This is a genomic window from Lentzea flava, from assembly GCF_014648475.1.
In the GTDB taxonomy this organism is placed as follows: domain Bacteria; phylum Actinomycetota; class Actinomycetes; order Mycobacteriales; family Pseudonocardiaceae; genus Lentzea; species Lentzea flava.
On the sequence record NZ_BMRE01000062.1, the window covers coordinates 1 to 22,495 of the forward strand.

A 22,495-nucleotide genomic window follows, 5' to 3' on the forward strand; every position below is an offset into this window, starting at 1 on the left:
CAGGGTGTGTCACTTGCTCCGCGACACGAACTGTGTCAACTCAGCTGAGACTGAAGACGCCGCCGTCGCGGTGCCAGTAGGTCACCTCCGACCCGGACAGGCTGACCTCGTCGTGTTCCACACCGGACAGGTACCGGGTCACGTCCTCGGTCCTGCCGATGCCGACGAACACGTTCTGGCCGGTCTTCAGCCGCACCTCGCCCAGCCAGTTGTCGGCGAGCACCCAGTCCGCGTCGGTCCAGCGCAGTTCCACCGTGCCGAACTCGAGCGCGTATCCGTTGCCGTGGAACGACTGCGCGCTCGTGCTGAGGAACCCCTCTGCGTCGCGCTGCGTCGAGTCGGCCCAGAGCCCGAAGCCGCCGGTGCCGCCCAGCGCGCCACCGGTGACGAACAGCAGTGCGCCGATGACGACGGCGATGACCCGTCCCGGCGTCCAGCCGCCGTGACCGGACGCCGGTGGCGGCGATGGCTGCTCGATCGTCGTGACGCCGGGCTCCTCGCCGCCCGAGTCGAACCGGAACGGCGGGTAGGTGTCGGTCATCAGCCCGGCGTAGGCCGCCACGCGCAGCGCCCAGCGGTCCATGCCGAGCACGAAGTCGAAGAGCCCCTTGGGATAGCGGCCGGTGAAGAGCAACGCCACGCCCGCGAACAACGCCATCAGGCCGACCAGCCCGCCGGAGTTGTAGACGGTCTCCCCCGTCTGATAGGCGACGTAGCTGCCGCCGCCGACGAAGAACCCGACGATGAGGTAGTGCGGAATCGCGAGCAGCCACCACTTCACCAGCACCAGGCCGCGCGAGAGGTGCTCGGGGTAGGCGATGTCGAGGGTGGCCGGGTAGTCCGGCTCCGCGCCGAGGCTGAACGGCGGATAGCGGTCGGTCGCCAGGGCGCCGTAGGTGTAGTAGGCGACGCGCCACGACCAGCGCAGCACGCCGACGTTGAAGTCGAACAGGACGCGCGGGTAGCGGCCGGTGATCAGGATCGCGAAGAACGCCACCACGCTGAAGACCGCGAACCCCAGCCACAGCAACGCGAGCAGCAGGTAGTGCGGGATCGCGAGGAACCACTTCACCAGCCACAGCCAGCGGCTCAGGCCCGGTTCCAGGTGGGCGTGCACGTGCACCGGATAACCGGCGGTAGCGGTGGTCATGAAATCCTCCCGAAAGCGATCAGCTGTTTGCTCGCTGCACGCGGATCTCGACCTCCGGCGGCTGCCGGACGGAGAGCCGGTGGAAGATCGGTCTTGCCGACGTGATGGTCATGCGGGACTCACGGCCCCTCGCGCGTCGCCCGCCTTCACGACCACGACGGGACAGCTCGCGTGGTGCACGCAGTAGGAGCTCACCGAGCCGAGCAGCAGTTCGGCCAGCGGGCCGTGCCCCCGGTTGCCCACCACGAGAAACCTCGCGTCGTGGGACATCTCGACCAGCAGCTTCCTCGCTTCGCCCTCGACGAGGATCTCGCGCAGCTGCACTCCCGTCACGTTCACCGCCGCCTCGTCCATGATCTTGCGCTGCGCCCTCTCCGCGGCTGCCTCGCTCAGGCCGTCCGGGTCGGGGAACGCCTCCGTCATCAGGCCGTACTCCAGGTGCCACACGGAGATCACGTCGAGCGGGCACGCCAGCGCACGGGCCTGCTCGACGGCCCAGCGCAACGCCGCCGCCGCGGCCGCCGAGCCGTCCACACCCACCACGATCGGGCTGAGTTCGTCGTCGCTCATGCACTTCAGCGTCGTGCCCGGCACGCTCCGGGGTCAGTGGCCCGTGGCCCGCACGGCACAGGACCTTCGTCCCGGTCAGGACGCGACAGCGGTTCTCCGCACACCCGGCACGGTCCGCACCAGTGCCTCGACGACCCTGCGCTCGGCCTCGTCGGCGAACGGACCGCGCACGCTCACCTCGCCGTCGTCGACCGCCACCGTCCATCGTGGACCGCCGCTGTAGGCCCGCAGCGCGCCCTCGACCCGCGCCGCGAGCACGGCGTCGGCCGGTGTGAGGATGCGCAACAGGTCGCTGCGGCTCACCACGCCCACGAGCAGCTCGTCGTTCGCCACGATCGGCAGGCACCGCAACCGTTCCGAGAGCATGGTCGCGGTCAGCTCCGCGGGCGTGGCCGTCATCGGCGCGCTGATCACCGGATGGCGCATCACCCGTGCGACCGGGCCCTTCGCCGCCGCCGGCGTCATGCCGGCCAGCAGGAGGTCGGCGCCCGACACGATGCCGACCAGCCTGCCTTCGTCGTCCACCACCGGCAGCGCGGAGAAGCCGTGCTCGCCCAGCACCGCACTCGCCGTGCGGACGGGGGTGTCCGGGTTCACCACGACCGCCGGACCGGTCATCACATCTGCTGCGTTCATGTCGTTGAGCCTCTGTCTCTCTCGCGTGCCGCGGCAGAGCGGTTGGGCACGCCCGTGCGGGGACGTAGGTCCCCGTCCGTCACTCGGATTTGCGGACGATCGCCAGCGGACACGGCGCGTGGTACACGAGCGCCTGGCTCGTGGACCCCAGCAGCATGCCCACGAATCCCCCGTGGTCGTGGCTTCCGACCACCAGCAGCTGGGCCTCGGCGCCGTAGCGCATCAACGCCCGCGCCGGCCTGTCCCGCAGCACGACCCGCCGCACCTCGACGTCCGGGTACTTCTCCTGCCACCCGGCGAGGCGCTGCGCGAGGAGCCTGCGTTCGTCCTCCTCCACCTGCGCCCAGTCGATCGCGATGCGCGAGACGTTGTAGGCGCTGTCGACGGTGAAGTCCTGCGACGTCATCACGGCGGTCAACGGCGCGCCGCGCAACGAGGCCTCCTCGAACGCGAACGCCACCGCGGCCTCGCTCGTCGGCGACCCGTCCACGCCCACGACGACCGGCCCACCGGGCACCTCCGTGCCGCGCACCACGACCACCGGGCTACGGCCGTGGGCGGCGAGCGCGAGCGCCGTCGACCCGACCAGCAGGCCGGTGACGGTGCCGAGCCCCTGGGACCCGATCACCACGAGCCGCGCCTTCTCCGACTCCTCCACGAGCAACGCCGTGCCACCGCAGCACACCACCTCGGTCGTGATCTCCACGTCCGGCGCCGTGGCACGGGCGGCCGCGGCCGCCTCGGTCAGCCAGTCGCGGGCCTGCGTCTCGATCGCGTGCCTGGCCTCGACCGCCGTGATCACCAGGTCCGGATAGCCGTTGACGGGCAACATGAAGCCGTGCACGAGCCGCAACGGCACCTGGTGCCGTGCGCACTCGGCCGCCGCCCAGCTCGCGGCGGCGAGCGCCGACGCCGATCCGTCGATCCCCACGACGACCGGCGCGTCCGGGGCTTTCATCCTCTGGTCGCTCATGCCACCGACGATTCCGCCGCACACCACCACCTGGGCAGTGCGGACCGGCTCACCGTGCTCAGGTCCTTCGGCCCTGCGCGGCGAGGCGATCACGCGCCGCCGCGAGGTAGGTCGCCGCGGGCATGCCGGCGAACAGCTGCCACTCCTGCGGCATCGAGCTCGCCTCGTCGAGGAACCGCAAAGCCGGCTCCGCGGTGCGGTGGCGGAACAACGCCCCGAACGCCCGCTCCAGCTGCGCCGGCTCCCGCCTCACGACGTCGAGCAGCACGCCGTCGAACATCCGGAACCGCGCGGGCGGCACCGGCACGTCGAACGGATGGCCGTGCCGGTGCAGCGACTCGGCGATCGCCGCGCTGTCGCGCTGGATCCGCTGGTAGGCGAACCCGGTCGACGCCTTGAGCAGGCCCGCCTCGGCACCGATCGCGACCACTGAGCCGTTCCAGCGCGACACCGGCCGCGACCGCAACGGCAGCACGGCGTGCTCGGCCCGCTCGACCTCGTGGCCACCCGTGCGCACCACCTCGGTGAGGTACTCGCCGAGCGCTTCTCCTTGCGCCACCCCGTTTTCGACCACACCGGGAGCGGTGAACGACGTGTGCTCCACCAGGGCGTGATGCGCGTCGAACGGCAACACGTAGACGAAGCTCGCACCACCGACCTGCGCCGTGCGGAAGTCGAACAGAGTCGGTATCTCCGCGTCGAACGCCGCGCGCTCGCTGCGCACGTACCAGCCGCGGAAGGCGAGACAGGCGTCGACCGGCGGCACCACCGCCGGGCCGATCACGCTGTCGAAGACCCACGTCGCCCGCAGGTGCTGCCCGTCGACGACCACCCCGTCCTGCTCGACGCCGTCCACGTGGCCCCGCAGGGTGGTGAAGTGCCGCAACGGCGCGGTGAACCGCCCGGCCACCGCCGCCAGATCACCACCCCGCACCACCCGGTACCGGTAGCGCCCCAGCCGCAGGACCCTCGTCTCGCCGGACACGTGCACCCGGATCCGGTCGAACCACCGGCAGGCCGCGGCGTCGAGCAGGCCGGGCCGATCACTCCAGGACGCCCAGGTCCTCTCCGCGAGCGGACGGCTGCCGTCGTCGACCACGACGACGGGATGCCGGTGGTCCGCGACGGCGAGATGCGCCGCGAGACTCAGCCCGCTCAGCCCTCCGCCGGCGATCACGATCCGCGTCATGCGCCCACTGTCGTCCCCGAGTCCCCTGGCCGACACGGCACTGCGGACCGCGCAGATGGGGACCTTCGTCCCTGCGCTCGCCACCGCCGATGGCCGATCGTTGAACCATGAGCACCACGCTGACGACCGTCCGCAAGAGCTGGTTCGCCTGGGTGACGGCCGGTGAGTTCACCGGCTTCCTCGCCCCGGCCCTCGCCGGCGCGCTGACGTCGTCGGCCCCGCTGCTCGTCCTCGCGGGCATCGTGGAGGGCGTGATCCTCGGTGCGGCGCAGTGCCTCGTCCTGCGCCGCACCTTCCACTCCTTCGACGCACCGCGCTGGATCGGCGTCACAGCCCTCGCCGCGGGGTTCGCCTGGGCGGTCGCGATGCTCGCCGTCGACAACGCCGACCGCCTCAACACCCTGCCGCTGCCCGCGGTGGTCGTGCTGGCGGCGATCTCGGGCAGCGGCGTCCTGCTGTCACTGGGCACCGGTCAGTGGCTCGTGCTGCGGCACCACGTCCGCAACGCCTCCGGCTGGATCTGGGCCAACGCCCTGGCGTGGGGCGCGGGACTCGTCGCGTTCGCCGCCGTCACCACTCCCCTGTGGCAACCCGGCCAGCCCACCGTCGTGATCACCCTCATCGGCGCGCTGGGCGGCCTCGTGATGGCCGCGACCATGGCCGCCGTCACCGGCTTCGCCCTCACCCGCCTGGTCGAGCGCTGAGAAAGGAAACGGGGCAGGGAAAGAACTCCCTGCCCCGCACACCGTTCAGCCGACGTCAGCGCACCGCGCGCACACCGTTCTCGAAGAACGCGAGCCGCACCTCGCGGTCCACCGCCCGCTCCGGGTGGTCCATCAGCCCGAACGACAACCCGTCCAGGCTCGTGATGCCCGCGATGTTGTCGAACGAACCGTCCGGGTTGGACTCCTTCTCGTAGCGCAGCGCCACGCGGTACTCCGCACCGGTGCTGTCCGGGTGGAAGCGGCCCTCACCGTGCGCACACGGGAAGACGAGGGTCTGACCGCCCAGGCCGGTGAGCCACGGGCTGTCGTTCTCCTCGTCCACGACGTGACGCTGGTTCTCCTCGTTGCGGAACGTGCCGGAGCTGTTCACCTTCAGCCCCACCTTGCCGAAGCAGCCACCGCGCACCGCGATCTGGAACCCGTTGCAGATGCCGATCAGCGGCCGCGTCCGGCACGTCTCGAACTGGTCGGCCAGGTGACTGCGCAGCAACGCGCCCGCCACCGCACCCGCGCCGAGGTGGTCGCCGAACGAGAACCCGCCGGGGATGCAGAGGATGTCGGCGTCGTCGAGCCGCTCGGCACCGGCCAGCAGGTCGGCGGCGAACCTCAGCCGCGGGGTCGCACCGACCGCGGCGAAGGCCGCGACGGTCTCCTCCTGGCAGTTCGTGCCGGGGAGGTACAGGACGTTGACGGTCGGCTTCATGCGATCCTCGCCGTGAACGAGTTGAGCCAGCCGTCGCGCGCGGCCGGGGTGAACAGGTCGGTGCCGTCGAGCAGGATCCCCGCGCCCGGCACGAGCGCGCCGAGCACGACCGGGTTGAGCTCGGCCGGCAGGCGGTCGACGTCGGCCTGGGCCACCTCGACGACCGCGCCCACGCGGTGCTCGGCGAAGAGCGACTCGGTGGTCGCGGACTCCAGCCGCACGCCGATGCCGCTCGCCAGCACGCCCTGGGCGAGCGCGGCCGCGACACCACCGGCGCCGATGCGGGCACCGCTGCGCAGCAGGTTCCTGCTGCTCGCCAGCGCCGCCAGGTAGCTGTCCACATCGGACAGATCCAGGTCGTCCAGCGCACCGGACGTCAGACCGAGCTTGCGCCCGGCGACCGTGCCGACCGGCGACGCCGTCGACAGTCCGATGTGGACCAGCACGTTGTCCTGCGCGGTCCACTGCTCGCGCAGCAGGCCGTCGCGGTGCGGCACCTTGCCCAGCGCGCTCAGGAACACCGCGGGCGGCACGCTGACCAGGCCCTCGTCGGTGTGCACCGAACCGGCCGAGGAGTCCTTGCCCGAGATCAGCGGCACGCCGAAGTGGCGGACCAGCCCGGCCAGCTCGTCGACCATGCCGACCAGCCACTCACGCCAGTTCTCCGACAGGTGCGGGGTGTAGAAGTTGTCGCACATGCAGATGTCGCGCACCGCGACACCGGCGAGCACCTGCCCCGCGATCGCCGCGCAGAACATCTGACGGGTCGCCGCGACCGGATCGGCCTCGAACAGCCACGGGTTGAACGCGGTGTTCAGCACCGCCGCGGCGGGCGAGCCCGCGACCGGCGTGCCGGCCCAGTAGGCCGTGCGCACCGACTGCTCGGTGCCGTAGTGCGGGCCGTACCAGGTGTGGCCCTGGACCGTGGAGTCGTACTGCGAGTCCGCGTAGTGCTGCGACGCCACCTCCGCGTCGGAGACGACCTGCTCCAGCAGCCCGGCGAGCTCGGCGGGCGCCAGCGACGGCCACGCGGGAACACCGGACGGACGCGGCGGCGGGCCGACCTCCTGCCGTTCGACCTCGATGTCCAGCAGCTCGTACGGCACGTCGAAGCCGGTCTCGCCCTGGTGCGCGGGCACCGCGTCCGGCGCGGCCGCGATCAGGGCGTCCTCGGTCAGGTCCGGCGCGTGGAACACGTGGTAGCGGCCCGTGTCGGCGAACCGGCCGATGACCGTCGAGCGGACCATGTGCCGGTCGAGGATCTTCTTCGCCCGCTCCTGGTGCTCCGGCGGCACGGCGAGCAGCATGCGTTCCTGCGACTCCGACAGCAGGATGCGCCACATCGGCAGCGCCGCCGTCTTCAACGGCACCAGCGCGGTGTTGATCCACACCCCGCACGCCTCACCGATCTCACCGACGGCGCTGTTCAGGCCAGCGCCACCGACGTCGGTCAGCGCGCTCAGGCAGCCCTCCTCGCGCAGCTCGATCAGCGCCTTGCGGAACTTCACCTGTTCCAGCGGCGCGCCGATCTGCACCGCCGTGGTGTCCATCGTGGCGCCCGCCGAGCTGGCGGACGCGCCGTGGATGCCCTCGTTGCCGGTCAGACCGCCGATCAGCACGACGAAGTCGCCCGGCCGCGGGGTGCCGCGCTGCGCCGCCGACACCGGCAGCAGGCCGATGCTGCCGCCGAGCGCGAACGGCTTGGCGCGATAGGCCGGGTGGAACGTCATGCGCGACGACATCATCGGCACGCCGAACGTGTTGCCGTACTCCTTGATCGCCCGGATCGTCTCCCCGGCGAGCCTGCGCGCGTCCGGACGGCCCTTGATCGGCGCGGGCGCCTCCGGCTCGCCGACCGCCGTGTACTCGAAGCTGCCGATCGGGTCGGCGCTCAGCCCGGTGCCGAGGATGTCGCGCAGCACACCGCCGAGCTTGGTCAGCTGTCCGAAGTAGCCGGAGATCGCCGACGGCCCGTTGTGCGTCTCCGCCTTGATCGCGATCGCGTGGCCGTCGTAGAAGTCCCAGACGCCCGCGTTGTCGTGGAACATGCTCAGCACGTTCGGGTTCGCGACGTCCTTGGCGGCGTCGATCAGCTTGCCGAGCAGGCCGCCCAGCGACTTCCACGTGGTGTGCGCGCAGTGGTCGCTCCACCGCGCGTCCAGCGCCTCCAGCAGGACCTCGGTGACGTACTCGTCACCGAGGCTCTCCTGGATGTGCCGCACGTGCTTCATCTGGGCGAGCGAGAGGTTGCGGCCGCCGGCGAGACCCAGCTCGGCGAGCGCCGCGTCGTCGAGCCCGCGCAGGTCGAAGTGCACGGTCGGCTCGTAGTGCCCCTGCGGCAGGAGGGTGTCGTAGTGCGGTTCGGAGTCGTGCAGCTCTTCGATCGTCGCGTTGAACCGCGTGGAGGCCACCAGGTCGCGCAGCCGCGGCGACGCCGATCGGTAGGTGGTCGCGACCTTGCCCGCGCGCGCCCGCACGCCGAGCAGCCCGCACACGGTGACGATCGAGTCGCTCTCGTTGTCGACCACGCCGCGCTTGTACGCGACCTGCACGTCGCCCGGTTCCAGCGGCTGGTCCACGGAGACGACGACGTCGAGCTGGTCGCCGAGCACCCCGGCCACCTCGTCCAGCGCCGCCGGGGCTGGCTCGCCCTCGAACTCGACGTAGTAGTCGCGCCACACCTCGAGGTCGTCGAGCTCCCACGATCGGCCTAGCTCACGGATGTCGGGCTCCGCGATGCCCGCGGAGCGAACCGAGAACTTGTGGATCAACAATCCTCCTGGAGCTGTGCTCGGGCGTCGGAAGAGATTCTCCTAAATGGCGGCTGACGACGCTGAGGCACCCCTGGTAATTGCTTTTAGTCAACACTGAAGTAATCGTGATTACTGGGCCGGACCGGGGAACCCGGGCGGGATGATCATCTTGCGGCCCGCCGTCGCACCGCCGTCCACCATCACGGAGGCGCCGTTGAGGTAGCCGAACCCGTCCGCGGCGAGCCCGACGACGGCACTCGCGATCTCCTCCGGTGCCGCCATCCGTTCGATGCCCTCGATGTTGAGCGGTCCGAACGCGGCCTTGAACTTCTCCCAGACGTCGTCAGGGATCCCCGGCGGCCGGACGAACGGCGTGTCGGTGATGCCGGGCAGGATCGCGTTGACCCGGATGCCCTTGTTCCCGTACGCGAGCGCCGCCGCCTTCACGATGCCCTGGACAGCGCGTTTGCTGGCGGTGTAGGCGGCGCCGGTCGGCCTGGCCTGCTCCGTCGCCGACGACGAGGTGCAGATGATGACGCCGTGTCCTGCCTTCAGCATGTGCGGGATCTCGTGCTTGATCGCCAGGAACACCCCGCGCGCGTTGGTGTTCATGACGTCGTCCCACTGTTCGAGGGTGATGTCGTGCGGCGTGGCCGCGACGCCGATCCCCGCGTTGTTGAAGGCGATGTCGAGTCCTCCGTAACGGGCGGCGACGGCGTCGACGAAAGCTTTGACCTGGTCAGGTTCACGCACGTCGGCCTTGATGTAGCAGGCCTCGCCCCCTGCCGCGCGGATCTCCCGCTCGACCTGCCGGCCGAGCTGCTCGCGCCGGCCGCAGAAGCCGACCTTGGCCCCCCTGGCGGCGAACTGCTTCGCGGCGGCCTTGTCGATTCCGGACGTGCCCCCGGTGATGATGACGACCTTGCTGTGCGGGTTCGCCCGCGCCGGAACCACGGCGGAGAGCCCTGCTGCTGTCCCTGCGGCCAGAACCGTGCGACGGCTGATGTTGTTCATGGCGTTGATCCTCGGTGGGCCGCCACGACCGGGACATCTGTCGAAATGACTGGTGTAGTGGTGGTGTGATCTGCGAGCAGGAGGCTCTGGACGAGCTGCTGGCCGAAGCACGCGCAGGACACGGCGGTGCGCTCGTCCTGCGCGGCGAACCGGGCAGCGGCAAGACCACGCTTGTGCGCTGGGCCGCCGAGCGCGCGTCGGGGATGACGGTGCTGTCCGCGACGGGCGTCCGAGCCGAGTCGGAGCTGTTGTTCGCCGGGCTGCAGCAACTGCTCACCCCGTTGGACGGCTCTGCTCTGCCAGAGCCGCACCGGTCCGCGATCGAGGTGGCGCTCGGCCGCTCCACCGCCGCGTGCACCGACCTCGTCGTGTACACGGCCGTGCTGCGGTTGCTGCGTTCGGCAGGGCCGGTGCTGGTGATCGTCGACGACCTGCAGTGGTGGGACCGTTCCTCGGCCACCGCGCTGGGGTTCTGCGCGCGCCGGGTCGCCGACGCACCCGTCGCGTTCGTGCTGGCCACCGACGGGCCTGCTCTCGACCTGCCGGAGCTGGTACTGCCGGGCACCGAGACCGCGGATCGGTCCGTCGCGCACCGCGCGCCGGCCGCGTCCTGGCCGGACGAGGACCTGGCGGCCGCGCTGGAAGCCGAGGCCGCCACCGCCTCCAGGTGCGGTGGCCTGGCCACCGCGGCCGATCTGCTCCGGCGTGCGGCGGACCTGTCAGCGCCGTCCGAGCGCGAACGCAGGCTGGCGGCCGCGGGGTACGCGGCGTGGAAGTCCGGTCACCCGGCGCTCGCCCGCGCGCTGACCGCGTCGGTGTCCGACGCCGCCGCTCTGGACCGCCTGCACGGGCTCATCGCGCTGAGCGACGACGACCAGCGCTCAGCCCACGACCACCTCGTGCGCGCGGCCCTGCGCAGGCCACCGGAGGAAGCCGTCGGCCTGCTCTTCATGGCGGTCGCGGCCGCGATGCACGCCGACATCAACCCCTCCCCGGCGCTGGCCCACCTGTCCGAAGCCGGCGCGGAGCTGGGTTTCACGACGTTCGTCGAGCAGCTCGCCCGGCTGCGGGCCGGCACGACGGCCGACCCGTGGCAGTTGCGCGCCACCGCGCCACCCTCGTTGCTGCGCAGCGACGTCCACCAGTGGCTGTGGCCCCTCGTGATCGCCCGCCACGGCGCCGACCCGCGGGCCGCGCTGCGGTTCGGCATCGAGGCCAGGACGTCGTTCTCGGTGAACGGGATGCAGGCGGTGCTCGCGTTCCCCGAGCTGTGGCTGGCCGAACTGGAACACGAGCTGGGCCACTGGAGTGCGGCGTTCGCCCGTGCCGAGGAAGGACTCCGCTCGGCCCGCGAGACCGGCCAGCGCGCCCGTGCCGCCGACTTCCACGCCGTGCTCGCACTCGCCGCACCGAACCCGGAGCTCTGCCGCGAGCACGCCGCCGCGGCGCTCGCCCTGGCCGTGCCGCTGCACAACCGGCTGGCCGCCGCCAAGGCGACGTGGGCGCTGGGCCAGCTCGCGCTGTCCACAGGGGACAACGAGGCCGCCGTGGGCCACCTGTCCGCCATCGCCGAACCGACGTCCCCCACCGGACACACCGTGGTCAGCCGGTGGGCGGCCGCCGACCTCGTCGAAGCCCTCGTGCGCACCGGAACTCCGGCCGGCCACGTGCCTCTCCCGCCCGCCACGACACCGCTGATGCGCAGCAGGCGTTGCCGCGCCCTGGCGTTGCTCACCGACACACCCGGCCTGTTCGCCGAGGCCGCCGCCGAGGCGTTCCCCGACCACCCCCACGAGCAGGCCAGAGCAGCCCTGCTGCACGGCGAATGGTTGCGCCGCACCAAACACCGGTCCCGCTCGCAGCTGAGGCTGGCCCACGACACGTTCACCCACCTGGGCGCGACCCACTGGACCCGCGCGGCGGCTCTCCAGCTGCGCCCCGCGACCGGCACGGCCTCCGGACTGACGCCCCAGGAGCTCAGCGTCGCGCGCCTCGCCGCGCAGGGCCTCACCAACAAGGAGATCGGCGCCCGCCTGTTCCTCAGCCCCCGCACCGTCGGCCACCACCTGTACAAGATCTTCCCCAAGCTGGGCATCGCCACCAGGTCGCAGCTGCGCGAGCTGGACCTGGGCCACCCGGCGTACTGATCACGCTGCGTAACAGCCCCTCTGACTGCTCCGATAGCAGTAGGACACCCCTGGAGAAGGGCAGGCCGGCCATGCGCGCAGTCCGCTTCCACCAGTACGGCGACCCGCAGGTCCTCACCGTCGAGGAGGCCCCGGAACCCCACGCGGGACCGGGCGAGGTCCGGATCCGGGTCCATGCCGCGAGCGTGAACCCGGTCGACTGGAAGACCCGTGCCGGCTACCTGGCCGAGCACCTGCCGGTGACGTTCCCCGCGATCATCGGCTACGACGCGGCCGGTGTCGTCGACGAGGTCGGCGAGGGCGTCGAGGACGTGCGGCCAGGTGACCACGTGTTCGGCCTGGGCCAGGGCACCACGGCCGAGTACGCGGTCCTCACCGACTGGGCACCCGTGCCCAGCACGTGGACGCCCGAGCAGGCCGCGGGGGCGGGCCTCGTGTCCGCCACGGCGCTGGCGAGCCTGGACGTCCTCGGTGACCTCGCCGGCAGGACGTTGCTCGTCGAGGGTGCCGCGGGTGGCGTCGGGTCCGCCGCCGCGCAGATGGCCATCGCCGGCGGCACCACGGTGATCGGCACCGCGAGCGAGGCCAACCACGACTACCTGCGCGAGATCGGCGTCATCCCCGTCACCTACGGCGAGGGCCTGGCCGACCGGGTCGCGGCGGTCGCCCCGGACGGCGTCGACGCGGCGCTGGACACCGCCGGGTCCGGTTCGCTGGCCGAACTCGTGGCCATCGTCGGCGATCCCGCGCGCGTCGCGTCGATCGCCGACTTCAACGCCACCGCTCTCGGCGTCGCGCTCGTCGCGGGCAACGTCAACGCCACCGCGCACCTCGCCGCCGCGGCCCGGCTCGCGGAGGACGGCGCCTACGCGCCGCGCGTGCAGGCCACCTATCCGCTGGAGGAGGCCGGCGAAGCACACCTGGCCGTCCAGAGTGGTCACGCCAGGGGGAAGGTCCTCATCGCTCCCTGACGGTTGTGGTGACCGCGCCCGCCATCACCGGGAGCGCCGTCGGCTCACGGCATACCCACCGGTTCGCGGTGCGGCCTCCAGCGCAGGTGCACGTTCCGGTCCGGTGACTCCGCCCGCAACAACGACAGACGTGGCCGCACCGCATCGGTGCGCGCCGACGGCGGCTTCCGGCTCCCTGCCCGGTACTGCACGGGCCACTCAACGCGATACCCCTGCTCGGCCGCCGCGTGCAGGGTCCAGTGCGGGTCGTACAGATGCGTGCGGCCGATCGCGCACAGGTCGGCGCGGCCCGCCAGCAGGATGGAGTTGACGTCGTCGTAGGAGGCGATGGCCCCCACCGCGATGACGGCCGCGCCGGGGGCTTCGTGGCGGATCCGGTCGGCGAACGGGGTCTGGTAGGAGCGGCCGAACGCCGGGCGCTCGTCCGCGCCGACCTGGCCGGAGGAGACGTCGATCGCGTCCGCGCCGTGGGCGATGAAGGCGCGGGCGATCTCCACGGCGTCGTGTTCGGTGTTGCCGTCGGGCATCCAGTCGGTCGCGGAGATGCGCACGATCATCGGGCGCTCGGCCGGCCACGCCGCGCGGACGGCGTCGAACACCTCCAGCGGGTAGCGCAGCCGGTTGGCGAGCGAGCCGCCGTAGGAGTCGGTGCGGCGGTTCGCGATCGGCGACAGGAACGACGACAGCAGGTAGCCGTGCGCGCAGTGCAGTTCGAGCAGGTCGAACCCCGCGTCGGCACCGCGGCGGGCGGCGGCGGCGAACTCGGCGGTGATCCGGTCCATCTCGTCGCGGCCGAGCTCGCGCGGCACGGGCGATCCGGGGCCGTACGGCAGGGGCGACGGGCCGACGACCTCCCAGTTGCCGTCGGGCAGCGGTTCGTCCATGCCCTCCCACATCAGGCGGGTCGAGCCCTTGCGCCCGGAGTGGCCGAGCTGCAGACCGATGCGGGCGGTGCTCTGCGAGTGGACGAACGACACGATCCGCGCCCACGAGTCGCGCTGCTCGTCGGTCCACAACCCCGTGCAGCCGGGCGTGATCCGGCCGGAAGGCGAGACGCACACCATCTCGGTCATGACCAGGCCCGCCCCGCCCATGGCCTTGGATCCCAGGTGCACGAGGTGGAAGTCGCCCGGCACGCCGTCGACGGCGGAGTACATGTCCATCGGCGAGACGATCACGCGGTTCTTCAGTTCCAGCTGTCCCAGGCGGAACGGCTGGAACATCGCCGGGGCGACCGTCTCGAGGCCCTGGGACGCGGCGAAGGCGGCGTCGACCCGGTCGGCGAACTCTGCGTCGCGGGTGCGGAGGTTGTCGTAGGTGATGCGGCGGGACCGCGTCAGCAGGTTGAAGCAGAACCGGGTCGGCTCCTGGCCGGTGTACATGCCGATGTTCTCGAACCATTCCAGCGACGCCTGGGCGGCGCGCTGCGTCGACTCCACGACGGGACGCCGCTCGGCCTCGTAGGCGGTCAGCGCCGCTTCGACGTCGCGGTGCTCGTGCAGGCAGGCGGCGAGGGCGAGCGAGTCCTCCATCGCGAGCTTGGTGCCGGACCCGATCGAGAAGTGCGCGGTGTGCGCGGCGTCGCCGACGAGGACGAGATTGCCGTGATGCCACCGCTCGCTGCGCACGGTCGTGAAGCTCAGCCACTTCGAGTTGTTGGCGAACACCTGGTGCCCGGCCAGCTCCTCGGCGAACAGCTCGCGGATCCGTTCCACGGCGCGGTCGTCCGAGGCGCCCGGCGGAAACTCCTCGCCGGTGTCGAAACCGGCCCGGCGCCACACGTCGGAGTGCATCTCGACGATGAACGTCGAACCGCTGTCGGAGTAGGGATACCCGTGGACCTGCATGGTCCCCCACTCGGTGTCCTTGACGAAGAACTGGAACGCCTCGAAGACGAGATCCGTGCCGAGCCACATGTACTTGTTGTGCCTGCGGTCCAGCACCGGCCGGAACGAGTCCGAAAAGGACTGTCGCACGGCAGAGTTGAGGCCGTCGGCCGCGACCACGAGGTCGTGCGACTCGCGCAGGAGACGAGCGTCGGGCGCGGGCGTCGAGAAGTGCACGACGACGCCGAGATCGCGGCACCGCTCCTGCAACAGCCGCAGCAGCTCCTTGCGGCTCATCGCGGCGAACCCCTGCCCGCCGACGGTGTGGCTCTCACCGCGGTAGTGGATGTCGATGTCGGTCCACCGGGCGAACCTGCGCGCCATCGCGTCGGCGAACTCCGGGTCGGCGTTCTCGATCCCGCCCAGCGTCTCGTCGGAGAACACCACGCCGAAGCCGAAGGTGTCGTCCGGCGCGTTGCGTTCCCAGACGGTGATGTCGTGGCTCGGGTCGAGCTGTTTCATCAGCGCGGCGAAGTACAGGCCACCGGGGCCGCCGCCGACGACAGCGATCTTCACGTCAGCACCTCGTCCTCGACGATCTTGCGGAGCGCGAACCGCTGCAGCTTGCCGCTCGCGTTGCGCGGCAGCGAGGTGCGGAACCGCACGTCGCGCGGGTACTTGTAGGGGGCGATCGTCTGCTTGACGTGGTCCTGGATCTCCTTGACCTTCGCCGCGTCGCCCTCCACGCCCTCGCGCAGCACCACGAAGGCGCACACGACCGAACCCCGTTCCTCGTCGGGTTTGGCGACGACCGCGGACTCCACCACGTCCGGGTGGGTGTCGATGGCCTCCTCCACCTCGGGCCCGCCGATGTTGTAGCCGGACGAGACGATCATGTGGTCGCTGCGGGCGTGGTAGTGGAAGTAGCCGTCGGCGTCGCGGTGGAAGACGTCGCCGGTGACGTTCCAGCCGTTCACCACGTAGTCCTTCTGCCGCGCGTCGTCGAGGTAGCGGCAGCCGACCGGGCCGATCACGCCCAGCCGCCCCGGTTCGCCGACGCCCAGTTCGAGACCGTCGGGGTCGAGGATCGCGGCGCGGTAGCCCGGCACCGGCTTCCCGGTGGCACCCGGCCGGATGTCGTCACCGGCGGCGGAGATGAAGATGTGCAACAACTCCGTGGCGCCGATGCCGTCGATCACCTTGAGCCCCAACCGGTCCCGCAACCGTTCCCACGTCTCCCTGGGGATGTGCTCACCGGCCGACACCGCGGTCCGCAACCCGCGGAGCTTCCCGTCGACGCCGTCGCGCAGGATCGCCTTGTACGCCGTCGGCGCGGTCGCGAGCACCGTGACCCCGTGCTGCTCCACCAGATCCGCGACCTGGGCGGGCGTGGCGGCCTCGGTCAGCAGCGCGCAGGCACCGGCCCGCAACGGGAACACCACGAGCATGCCCAGGCCGAACGTGAACGCGAACGGCGCCGTGCACGCGACGAGGTCGTTCTCGTTCAGCCGCAACACGTGCCGGCCGAAGGTGTTGTCGATCGACAGCACGTCGCGGTGGAAGTGCATGGTGATCTTGGGTGTGCCGGTGCTGCCGGACGTCGGTGCCAGCAGCGCCACGTCGTCGGCGGCGGTGTCCACGGCGGTGAACTCCCCCGGCTTCGTCCCGCAGCGTGCCGCGAGGTCGTCGTACGTCACGACAGTCAGCGACGGCAGAGCGCGCACGTCCTCGGCGAACCGGTCGTCCGCCAAGGCGATCGACGGACGAGTCCGCTCCACGATCGGTGTGAGCTCACGGGTGCGCAACGCCGCCATCGTGGTCACGACGACGCCACCGGCCTTGAGCACGCCGAGCCACGCCGCCACCGTCCACGGGTTGTTCGGCGAACGCAGCAGAACCCGTTGCCCCGCAACGAGATCGAAGTCCTCGGTGAGCACCCGCGCCACCTGGTTGGCGCGGGTCAGCAGTTCGCCGTAGGACCACACCTCGCCTGCCGGGGTGCGCAGCGCCGGGCGGTCGGGCCCGAACCTCGCCACCGGGACGTCGATCAGTTCGGTAGCGGCGTTGAGGCGGTCCGGGTATTGCAGGTCCGGCGTCGTGAACTCGATCGTCGGCCACAGCGCCGCGGGCGGTAAGTGGTCGCGGGCGAAGGTGTCCATGGTGAGTCCTTCCTGGACCCGTGGCGGCGGGTCACGAGGCGCGGATCATGCCTTCCTGGGCGACGGTGGCGAGGTGCCGGCCGTCGCGCGTGAAGAAGCGGCCGTACCCGAGGCCGCGGCCGGAGTCGGCGGCGACGGCGTCCTGCAGGTAGAGCAGCCAGTCGCCGACCGGTCCCCCGCGGTGGAACCACATCGCGTGGTCGAGGCTCGCGGTGACGAGTCCCGGCTGGGCCCACGGCAGGTCGAGCACCCGCAGCACGGGCTCCAGGATCGTGTAGTCGCAGACGTAGGCCAGCGCGGCGAGGTCCCGCTGGGCGTCGGTCAGTCCCTCGACCGGGCGCAGCGCGTCGAACGGCTTGATCCACACGGCCTGGTGCGGCACCCGCTCGCCCTCCACCGCGAGGTAGACGGGGCCGGGCACGTGCCGCATGTCGAAACTGCGGCCACCGGACCAGTACGCCTTCGACACCTCGGTCATCGAGCCGCCGCTGCGCCCGGCGAGGTACTCCGCCGAACTGGGCAGGTCCTCCGGGCCGGGCAGGGCGCCGGTGAACGAGGCCTGGAAGCTGCCACCGGGCTCACCGGCGGCGAAGTTCGCCAGGCAGACGTAGAGGGGCTTGCCGTTCTGGTAGCCGCGCACCTGCCGGGTGCTGTAGCCCCGGCCGTCGCGCAGCAATTCCACCTCGTAGCGCACCTGCGCGCCGATGTCGGCCGGGCGCAGGAAGTAGCTGTGCATCGAGTGCATCGTCTTGCCGTCGGTCACCGAACGCATGGCCGCGGCGGCCGCGGCGGCGACCAGGTCTCCCCCGTACGCCTTGGGCCACGGGCAGGGCTGCGTGACGGCGGTGAAGGCCAGGTCGAAGTGCTCAGGATCGGCCTTCTCCAGCGTGATGGCCGAGGTGAAGATCGCGGAGGTGCCCGCCGTCATCGGGTCAGCCAGTCGCGCAGGTCCTCGTCCGGGACGTCGTCGAGGTTGACCACGATGTTCTCCGGCGTGCGTGTCGTCATCCACGTGAGCGGCTTGCTGCGGGAGAGGTTGCACTCGATGTGCGGCAGGAACGGCGGCACGAACACCCAGTCGCCCTCCTCCATGTCGACGTAGTCCTCGAACTTCTCACCGAAGTAGATCCGCGCGCGGCCGGAGAGCACGTAACCGCCGGTCTCGGCCTCACCGTGGTGGTGGGTCACCGAGCGGTAGCCGGGTTCGTTGGTGACCTTGCCGAACCACAGCTTCGTCGCCGGGGTGTGCTGGATGCTCACGCCGGAGATCCGGATCGCGCCACCGGAGTTCGCGGTGTCCGGGTTCTCCATGCCGCCGCGCGTCACCACCGGGGCGACCAGGCCGCTGGGCAGCCGGTACATCGAGTTGTCGCCTTCGAGCTGGTACTTGCTCAGGTCGGGCTCCATATATCGCATTCTTCACTGCCGTCAGATATTGTCAATACGCATGAGGCCCGTAGCAGTGAACCCGGCCAGCCTTCCCGCACCGAGCGGTTACTCGCACGGCACGCTCGCAGGCAACACCCTCCACCTGGGCGGACAGACGGCGCTGGACGCCGACATGAAGATCGTTCCCGGCGGCATCGTCGAGCAGTTCCGCCAGGCGTTCAGCAACGTGCTGACCACGCTGCGCGCGGCGGGCGGTGAACCGGAAGACCTGGTCAGCATCACGATCTACCTCACCGACATCCCGGACTACCAGGCGCACGGCAAGGAGATCGGCAAGGTGTGGCGCGAGCTCGCCGGCCCCGTCTACCCGGCAATGGCGGGCATCGGCTGCACGGCGCTGTGGCAGCCCGAGGCCCTGATCGAGATCCTCGGGGTCGCCGTGATCCCCGAGCACCGCCTGATCAAGCCATAGCGGTTTCATGATCACCGAAATGGGGACGCGATAGTGAAGCTCGCTTCCGTGACCGTCGACGGCGTCCGCCGGGCCGGTGTCGTGGACGTGGCCGCGCAGTCGATCGCGCTGCTGTCCACCACCGTGGACGACATCGTGCGCGGCGGCCCGCCGGGTGAGCGCGGCGACGTGCTGCCGCTGTCGTCGGTCCGCCTGGAGTCGCCGCTGCACCGCTTCAACCGCGACATCCTGTGCACCGGCTGGAACTACCTCGACCACTTCGAGGAGTCGAGGGGCAAGCGCGAAGGGCAGGACCCCGTCTCCCCGCCCGAGCGCCCCACGTTCTTCACCAAAGGCCCGGACACGGTGATCGGCCCGTCCGACGCCATCGCCTACGACCCGGACATCTCCCAGAAATGGGACTACGAAGCCGAAATCGCCATGGTCATCGGTCTGGACGGCCGTTCGATCCCGGAGGAGAAGGCCCTCGGCCACGTCTTCGGCTTCCTCGTCGCCAACGACGTGTCGCAGCGCGATCTCCAACGCGCCCACGGAGGACAGTGGCTCAAGGGCAAGAGCCTCGACGCCACGATGCCGCTCGGCCCGTGGCTGACCACCATCGACGAGATCGACGACCTCAGCGCGTTCCAGGTGCAGTGCGAGGTCAACGACCGGCTGCTGCAGAACGCCTCCAGCGGCCAGATGGCCTTCTCGTTCGCCCGCATCATCGCCGAGCTCAGCCACGGCATGACCCTGCGCGCCGGCGACGTCATCCTGACCGGCACGCCCAGCGGCATCGGCAGCGCCCGCGAGCCGCAGCTCTTCCTGCGCGACGGCGACGTCGTGGTGACGCGGGTCAGCGGCCTGGGCGAGCTGCGCAACACCGTCACGGCGACCGATAAGCTCACCGGCAGCTGATCAACGTGAGGAGAGGGCGCTGAACGTCGCGGTGACCACCGAGCCCGGCCAGGCGGCCCCGGCCGGCCGCGACCGCCTCGGCCCGCTGATCGTCACGATCTTCGGGCTGTACGCGCGCGGCGAGGACAACTGGCTGTCCGTGGCCTCCGTCGTGCAGCTGATGGCCGACCTCGGCGTGGAAGGCCAGGCCGTCCGCTCCTCGATCTCCCGGTTGAAGCGCCGAGGCGTGGTCCGCAGCGACCGCCGCGACGGCGCCGCGGGCTACGCCCTCGCCGAGTCCACCCTGGAAACCCTCGCGGAGGGCGACGCCCGCATCTTCGAACGCAGGCGGGCGACACTCGACGACGGCTGGCTCGTCGTCGTGTTCTCCGTCCCCGAGTCCGAACGCGAGAAGCGCCACGCCCTGCGCACCACCCTGACCCAGCTGGGCTTCGGCACCGCCGCCCCCGGCGTGTGGGTGGCACCGGGCAACCTGGCCACGGAGACCAGGCGCACCCTGGAACGCCGCGGCCTCGCCGAGTACGTCGACATCTTCACCGGCGACCACTTCGCGTTCGGCGACCTGCGCTCGAAGGTCCGCGCCTGGTGGGATCTCGACGAGCTGGCCGACCTCTACGCGGACTTCGTGCGCCGCCACCGCCCGGTCCTCGACGCCCTGCCGTCCGGCAGCATCGCGCCGGAGCAGGCGTTCCAGACGTACGTGCCGATGCTGACCCAGTGGCGGCGCCTGCCCTACAGCGATCCCGGCCTGCCCCTGTCCCTGCTCCCGCCGGGGTGGAACGGCGTGACGGCGGAGACGTTGTTCGAGGAGCTCAACACCAGGCTCAGCGCACCGGCCCGCGAGCACGCGCTGGCCGTGATCCACGGGCTCGGGTAGCTGATCGCGGCCTCGGCCTGCGTGCTGGCCGTCGAACCGGTCGTGCACCGCCGCTGGTACCGCGCTCCGGCCTGAGTCACCTTCCGGAACCGGCCAGCCACGCCACGTCTCCACGGCCCAACGGCTTCCTCCTTTCGGCCCTACCGAACGGGCCGTGTGCCACGGGCGGGCAGGGCCTGCCGGGTGCTCTCCTGGGGAACCAGTTCCAACCCGCAGGAGGCGGCCATGTCCGGTCTGCTCGTCAAGCACTTCGACACCCCAGAGGAAACCCGCCCCTTCGAGCAGGGCATGGGTCAGCTCGACCTGCTCAACCTCGACTCCGGCCCCGTCGGGCGCGCCGTCTTCCAGCCGGGCTGGCGCTGGTCGGAGCACGTCAAGCCGATCGCGGGGACCGACAGCTGCCAGGTGGCCCACCGGGGCTACTGCGTGTCGGGCCGGATGAAGATCGTCATGGACGACGGCGACGAGCAGGAAATCGGTCCCGGCGACCTCATGGTCGCCGCGCCGGGACACGACGCGTGGGTGCTGGGCGACGAGCCGTGCGTGCTGGTCGACTGGGCGGGCTACAACGACTACGCCAAGCGGAGCTGATCATCCTTTGTGGACGGCGCCGGTGGTCTTCACGCGGCGCACGAGCGGGCCCGCGCCCAGGCCGTGCAGCAACACGCTGCCCAGGACGCAGGTCACCGTGATCAGCAGGATGGTGTCGGCCGCGTCGCTGCTCGGCAGTTTGTTGAACGCCAGCAGACCGAACACGATCGACGTCGTGCCGCGCGGGCCGAGGGCTCCGACGAGCAGACGTTCGCGTTGCGACAGGGTCGAGCCCAGCAGGGAGACGTGGACCGGCACCATCCGCACGACGGTGAGCACCGCCGCGCAGAACAGCAGGACCTGCCAGGAGACACCGGTGGAGTAGACGAGCACGGCGGCGATGCCCACGACGAACCACATCAGCATCATCAGCACGGACGTGACGTCCTCCAGCAGGCGGAAGTTCTCGTGCATCGAGTGCGCGCCGTTGTGCTCGGTCGCGGTCTGCCGGATCCGCCGGGCCGTGGCCGTGCGGTGGACGTAGCGGAACGCGATGCCGCAGACGAAGGACGCGACGAAGCCGTTGCCGTCGATGAGAGCCGTCAACGCGTAGGTCGTCAAAGGTGCCAGCAGCACGACGATGCGGCCGGACTGGTCGGTGAGCCAACCGGCACGCTGGGCGCGATCCATCAGCCACGCCAGCAGTGAACCGACGACGATGCCGACGACCAGGGCCTTGAGCGCGAACGGGACCACCGTCGCGAGCGCCTCGAGCGGGGTGCGCTCCTGGGTCACGTCGCCCGCCATGAGCAGCGCGAACAGGAACAGCGGCGAGACGATGCCGTCGTTGTAGCCGCCCTCCACGTTCAGCACGCTGCGCACCCTGGCGGACAGGCCGCGGTCGCGCACCACGCGTTCGGCGGGGGCGAAGTCGATCGGGACGACCACTCCGGCGATCAGCAGGAGCACCGGCCAGGGCAGGCCGGGGAACAGCGCCCAGCCCACCAGCATCGCCGCGCCGAGGCTCAGCGGGAGCGCGAGGAACAGCAGGCGGGCCACCACGCCGGGCCAGTTGCCCCAGAACCGGCCCGCGCGGACCTCCGTGGCGTCGACGAACAGCAGCACCGCCAGGATGATCTCGGCCACGTACTGCACGGTCTCGGTGTTCAGCACGGCGTTGATCGAGTTGTCGTTGAGCAGGCCCACGACGACACCGGCGACGACCATGATGATCGGCGCGCCGAGGTTCCACCGGTCGAGCCGGCCGGCGGCCAGCGATCGCACCGCGATCGCGATGGCGATGGCGAGCAGGAAGGAGTTCATTCGTGGAGTTCCTCGTCGACTGGCCGCTGGCGTGCGCGCAAGCCTAACGTCCACATCGGACGCCTGAGGGCACGGCTCCCCCGCCGGTCGGATGGTGAATTCCAGCCAGTCGGCTGGTTGCGCCTGCCAGGACCCGGATGGTGCGCGGGTGCCGGAATCGGTGACACTGAGCGTGTGCGGGTTCCAGGAA

At 71.0% G+C, this 22,495-nt stretch carries 20 protein-coding genes; 7 read left to right on the plus strand and 13 right to left on the minus strand.

Annotation, left to right across the window (positions count from 1 at the left end):
* Positions 1 to 40: 40 nt before the first annotated feature.
* From IEZ09_RS39680 to IEZ09_RS39700, 5 genes are all read right to left on the minus strand, one after another.
* Positions 41 to 1,150 carry a DUF4389 domain-containing protein gene (locus tag IEZ09_RS39680; protein ID WP_189259002.1) on the minus strand — a complete coding sequence of 370 codons (1,110 nt, stop codon included), beginning with the start codon at positions 1,148 to 1,150 and terminating at the stop codon, positions 41 to 43.
* A 108-nt stretch (positions 1,151 to 1,258) separates the two neighbouring features.
* On the minus strand, positions 1,259 to 1,720 hold the full coding sequence (locus IEZ09_RS39685) for a universal stress protein (RefSeq protein ID WP_189259003.1): 462 nt from the start codon (positions 1,718 to 1,720) through the stop codon (positions 1,259 to 1,261).
* Between the two features lie 75 nt (positions 1,721 to 1,795).
* Positions 1,796 to 2,356, minus strand: coding sequence for a CBS domain-containing protein (locus IEZ09_RS39690; protein ID WP_189259004.1), 561 nt, complete (start codon positions 2,354 to 2,356; stop codon positions 1,796 to 1,798).
* Between the two features lie 79 nt (positions 2,357 to 2,435).
* Positions 2,436 to 3,329 (minus strand): universal stress protein, encoded by an 894-nt coding sequence (locus IEZ09_RS39695; protein WP_229813358.1) that lies wholly within the window; start codon positions 3,327 to 3,329, stop codon positions 2,436 to 2,438.
* 58 nt (positions 3,330 to 3,387) lie between these two features.
* Positions 3,388 to 4,518, minus strand: coding sequence for a lycopene cyclase family protein (locus tag IEZ09_RS39700; RefSeq protein ID WP_189259005.1), 1,131 nt, complete (start codon positions 4,516 to 4,518; stop codon positions 3,388 to 3,390).
* A gap of 107 nt (positions 4,519 to 4,625) precedes the next feature.
* Between IEZ09_RS39700 and IEZ09_RS39705 the strand changes: the two genes are divergently transcribed.
* A complete protein-coding gene (locus IEZ09_RS39705) occupies positions 4,626 to 5,222 on the plus strand; it encodes a hypothetical protein (RefSeq protein ID WP_189259006.1) in 597 nt (198 codons plus the stop codon).
* Positions 5,223 to 5,277: 55 nt separating this feature from the next.
* Here the strand turns inward: IEZ09_RS39705 and IEZ09_RS39710 are convergent, their stop codons facing one another.
* From IEZ09_RS39710 to IEZ09_RS39720, 3 genes are all read right to left on the minus strand, one after another.
* Positions 5,278 to 5,946: a phosphoribosylformylglycinamidine synthase subunit PurQ gene (locus tag IEZ09_RS39710; protein WP_189259007.1), complete on the minus strand. Its 669-nt coding sequence runs from the start codon at positions 5,944 to 5,946 to the stop codon at positions 5,278 to 5,280.
* Entirely contained in the window at positions 5,943 to 8,717 is a 2,775-nt protein-coding gene (locus tag IEZ09_RS39715) for an AIR synthase-related protein (RefSeq protein ID WP_189259008.1), read from the minus strand. The genes IEZ09_RS39710 and IEZ09_RS39715 overlap by 4 nt, the downstream gene beginning before the upstream one ends.
* Positions 8,718 to 8,828: 111 nt before the next feature.
* The gene (locus tag IEZ09_RS39720; RefSeq protein WP_189259009.1) at positions 8,829 to 9,713 is read right to left on the minus strand and encodes an SDR family NAD(P)-dependent oxidoreductase; all 885 of its coding nucleotides are present in this window, start codon (positions 9,711 to 9,713) and stop codon (positions 8,829 to 8,831) included.
* A 65-nt stretch (positions 9,714 to 9,778) separates the two neighbouring features.
* Here IEZ09_RS39720 and IEZ09_RS39725 point away from each other — a divergent pair, with 65 nt between their 5' ends.
* Together IEZ09_RS39725 and IEZ09_RS39730 are read left to right on the plus strand one after the other, a co-directional pair.
* The gene (locus IEZ09_RS39725) at positions 9,779 to 11,860 is read left to right on the plus strand and encodes a helix-turn-helix transcriptional regulator (RefSeq protein WP_189259010.1); all 2,082 of its coding nucleotides are present in this window, start codon (positions 9,779 to 9,781) and stop codon (positions 11,858 to 11,860) included.
* Positions 11,861 to 11,931: 71 nt separating this feature from the next.
* Positions 11,932 to 12,831 (plus strand): NADP-dependent oxidoreductase, encoded by a 900-nt coding sequence (locus IEZ09_RS39730; RefSeq protein WP_189259011.1) that lies wholly within the window; start codon positions 11,932 to 11,934, stop codon positions 12,829 to 12,831.
* A gap of 44 nt (positions 12,832 to 12,875) precedes the next feature.
* On the opposite strand, the gene IEZ09_RS39735 is transcribed toward IEZ09_RS39730, so the two are convergent.
* From IEZ09_RS39735 to IEZ09_RS39750, 4 genes are read right to left on the minus strand one after another with little or no spacing between them, the layout of a single operon-like run.
* The gene (locus tag IEZ09_RS39735; protein ID WP_189259012.1) at positions 12,876 to 15,233 is read right to left on the minus strand and encodes a bifunctional salicylyl-CoA 5-hydroxylase/oxidoreductase; all 2,358 of its coding nucleotides are present in this window, start codon (positions 15,231 to 15,233) and stop codon (positions 12,876 to 12,878) included.
* Positions 15,230 to 16,816, minus strand: coding sequence for an AMP-binding protein (locus tag IEZ09_RS39740; protein WP_189259013.1), 1,587 nt, complete (start codon positions 16,814 to 16,816; stop codon positions 15,230 to 15,232). Before IEZ09_RS39740 ends, IEZ09_RS39735 begins: the two co-directional genes overlap by 4 nt.
* Positions 16,817 to 16,847: 31 nt before the next feature.
* Positions 16,848 to 17,744 carry an acyl-CoA thioesterase gene (locus IEZ09_RS39745; RefSeq protein WP_189259014.1) on the minus strand — a complete coding sequence of 299 codons (897 nt, stop codon included), beginning with the start codon at positions 17,742 to 17,744 and terminating at the stop codon, positions 16,848 to 16,850.
* On the minus strand, positions 17,741 to 18,223 hold the full coding sequence (locus IEZ09_RS39750) for a cupin domain-containing protein (RefSeq protein WP_189259015.1): 483 nt from the start codon (positions 18,221 to 18,223) through the stop codon (positions 17,741 to 17,743). The genes IEZ09_RS39745 and IEZ09_RS39750 overlap by 4 nt, the downstream gene beginning before the upstream one ends.
* Positions 18,224 to 18,263: 40 nt before the next feature.
* On the opposite strand from IEZ09_RS39750, the gene IEZ09_RS39755 reads away from it, so the two are divergent.
* The 4 genes from IEZ09_RS39755 (at position 18,264) to IEZ09_RS39770 (ending at position 21,042) form a co-directional block, all read left to right on the plus strand.
* Complete coding sequence (locus IEZ09_RS39755) at positions 18,264 to 18,677, plus strand: RidA family protein (protein WP_189259016.1); 414 nt, start codon at positions 18,264 to 18,266, stop codon at positions 18,675 to 18,677.
* A 33-nt stretch (positions 18,678 to 18,710) separates the two neighbouring features.
* Positions 18,711 to 19,574, plus strand: coding sequence for a fumarylacetoacetate hydrolase family protein (locus IEZ09_RS39760; RefSeq protein WP_189259017.1), 864 nt, complete (start codon positions 18,711 to 18,713; stop codon positions 19,572 to 19,574).
* A 31-nt stretch (positions 19,575 to 19,605) separates the two neighbouring features.
* Positions 19,606 to 20,451, plus strand: coding sequence for a PaaX family transcriptional regulator (locus IEZ09_RS39765; RefSeq protein WP_189259018.1), 846 nt, complete (start codon positions 19,606 to 19,608; stop codon positions 20,449 to 20,451).
* A gap of 225 nt (positions 20,452 to 20,676) precedes the next feature.
* On the plus strand, positions 20,677 to 21,042 hold the full coding sequence (locus IEZ09_RS39770; protein WP_189259019.1) for a cupin domain-containing protein: 366 nt from the start codon (positions 20,677 to 20,679) through the stop codon (positions 21,040 to 21,042).
* Here IEZ09_RS39770 and IEZ09_RS39775 read toward each other — a convergent pair whose 3' ends face one another.
* Positions 21,043 to 22,305, minus strand: a complete 1,263-nt coding sequence (locus IEZ09_RS39775; protein WP_189259020.1) for a cation:proton antiporter — start codon at positions 22,303 to 22,305, stop codon at positions 21,043 to 21,045.
* Positions 22,306 to 22,495 lie beyond the last annotated feature (190 nt).

Excerpts from the sequence above, each read along its gene's own strand:
- IEZ09_RS39680 (WP_189259002.1), bottom strand. The coding sequence starts at position 1,150 with ATGACCACCGCTACCGCCGGTTATCCGGTGCACGTGCACGCCCACCTG.
- IEZ09_RS39685 (WP_189259003.1), bottom strand. The coding sequence starts at position 1,720 with ATGAGCGACGACGAACTCAGCCCGATCGTGGTGGGTGTGGACGGCTCG.
- IEZ09_RS39690 (WP_189259004.1), bottom strand. The coding sequence starts at position 2,356 with ATGAACGCAGCAGATGTGATGACCGGTCCGGCGGTCGTGGTGAACCCG.
- IEZ09_RS39695 (WP_229813358.1), bottom strand. The coding sequence starts at position 3,329 with ATGAGCGACCAGAGGATGAAAGCCCCGGACGCGCCGGTCGTCGTGGGG.
- IEZ09_RS39700 (WP_189259005.1), bottom strand. The coding sequence starts at position 4,518 with ATGACGCGGATCGTGATCGCCGGCGGAGGGCTGAGCGGGCTGAGTCTC.
- IEZ09_RS39705 (WP_189259006.1), top strand. The coding sequence starts at position 4,626 with ATGAGCACCACGCTGACGACCGTCCGCAAGAGCTGGTTCGCCTGGGTG.
- IEZ09_RS39710 (WP_189259007.1), bottom strand. The coding sequence starts at position 5,946 with ATGAAGCCGACCGTCAACGTCCTGTACCTCCCCGGCACGAACTGCCAG.
- IEZ09_RS39720 (WP_189259009.1), bottom strand. The coding sequence starts at position 9,713 with ATGAACAACATCAGCCGTCGCACGGTTCTGGCCGCAGGGACAGCAGCA.
- IEZ09_RS39730 (WP_189259011.1), top strand. The coding sequence starts at position 11,932 with ATGCGCGCAGTCCGCTTCCACCAGTACGGCGACCCGCAGGTCCTCACC.
- IEZ09_RS39740 (WP_189259013.1), bottom strand. The coding sequence starts at position 16,816 with ATGGACACCTTCGCCCGCGACCACTTACCGCCCGCGGCGCTGTGGCCG.
- IEZ09_RS39745 (WP_189259014.1), bottom strand. The coding sequence starts at position 17,744 with ATGACGGCGGGCACCTCCGCGATCTTCACCTCGGCCATCACGCTGGAG.
- IEZ09_RS39750 (WP_189259015.1), bottom strand. The coding sequence starts at position 18,223 with ATGGAGCCCGACCTGAGCAAGTACCAGCTCGAAGGCGACAACTCGATG.
- IEZ09_RS39755 (WP_189259016.1), top strand. The coding sequence starts at position 18,264 with ATGAGGCCCGTAGCAGTGAACCCGGCCAGCCTTCCCGCACCGAGCGGT.
- IEZ09_RS39770 (WP_189259019.1), top strand. The coding sequence starts at position 20,677 with ATGTCCGGTCTGCTCGTCAAGCACTTCGACACCCCAGAGGAAACCCGC.
- IEZ09_RS39775 (WP_189259020.1), bottom strand. The coding sequence starts at position 22,305 with ATGAACTCCTTCCTGCTCGCCATCGCCATCGCGATCGCGGTGCGATCG.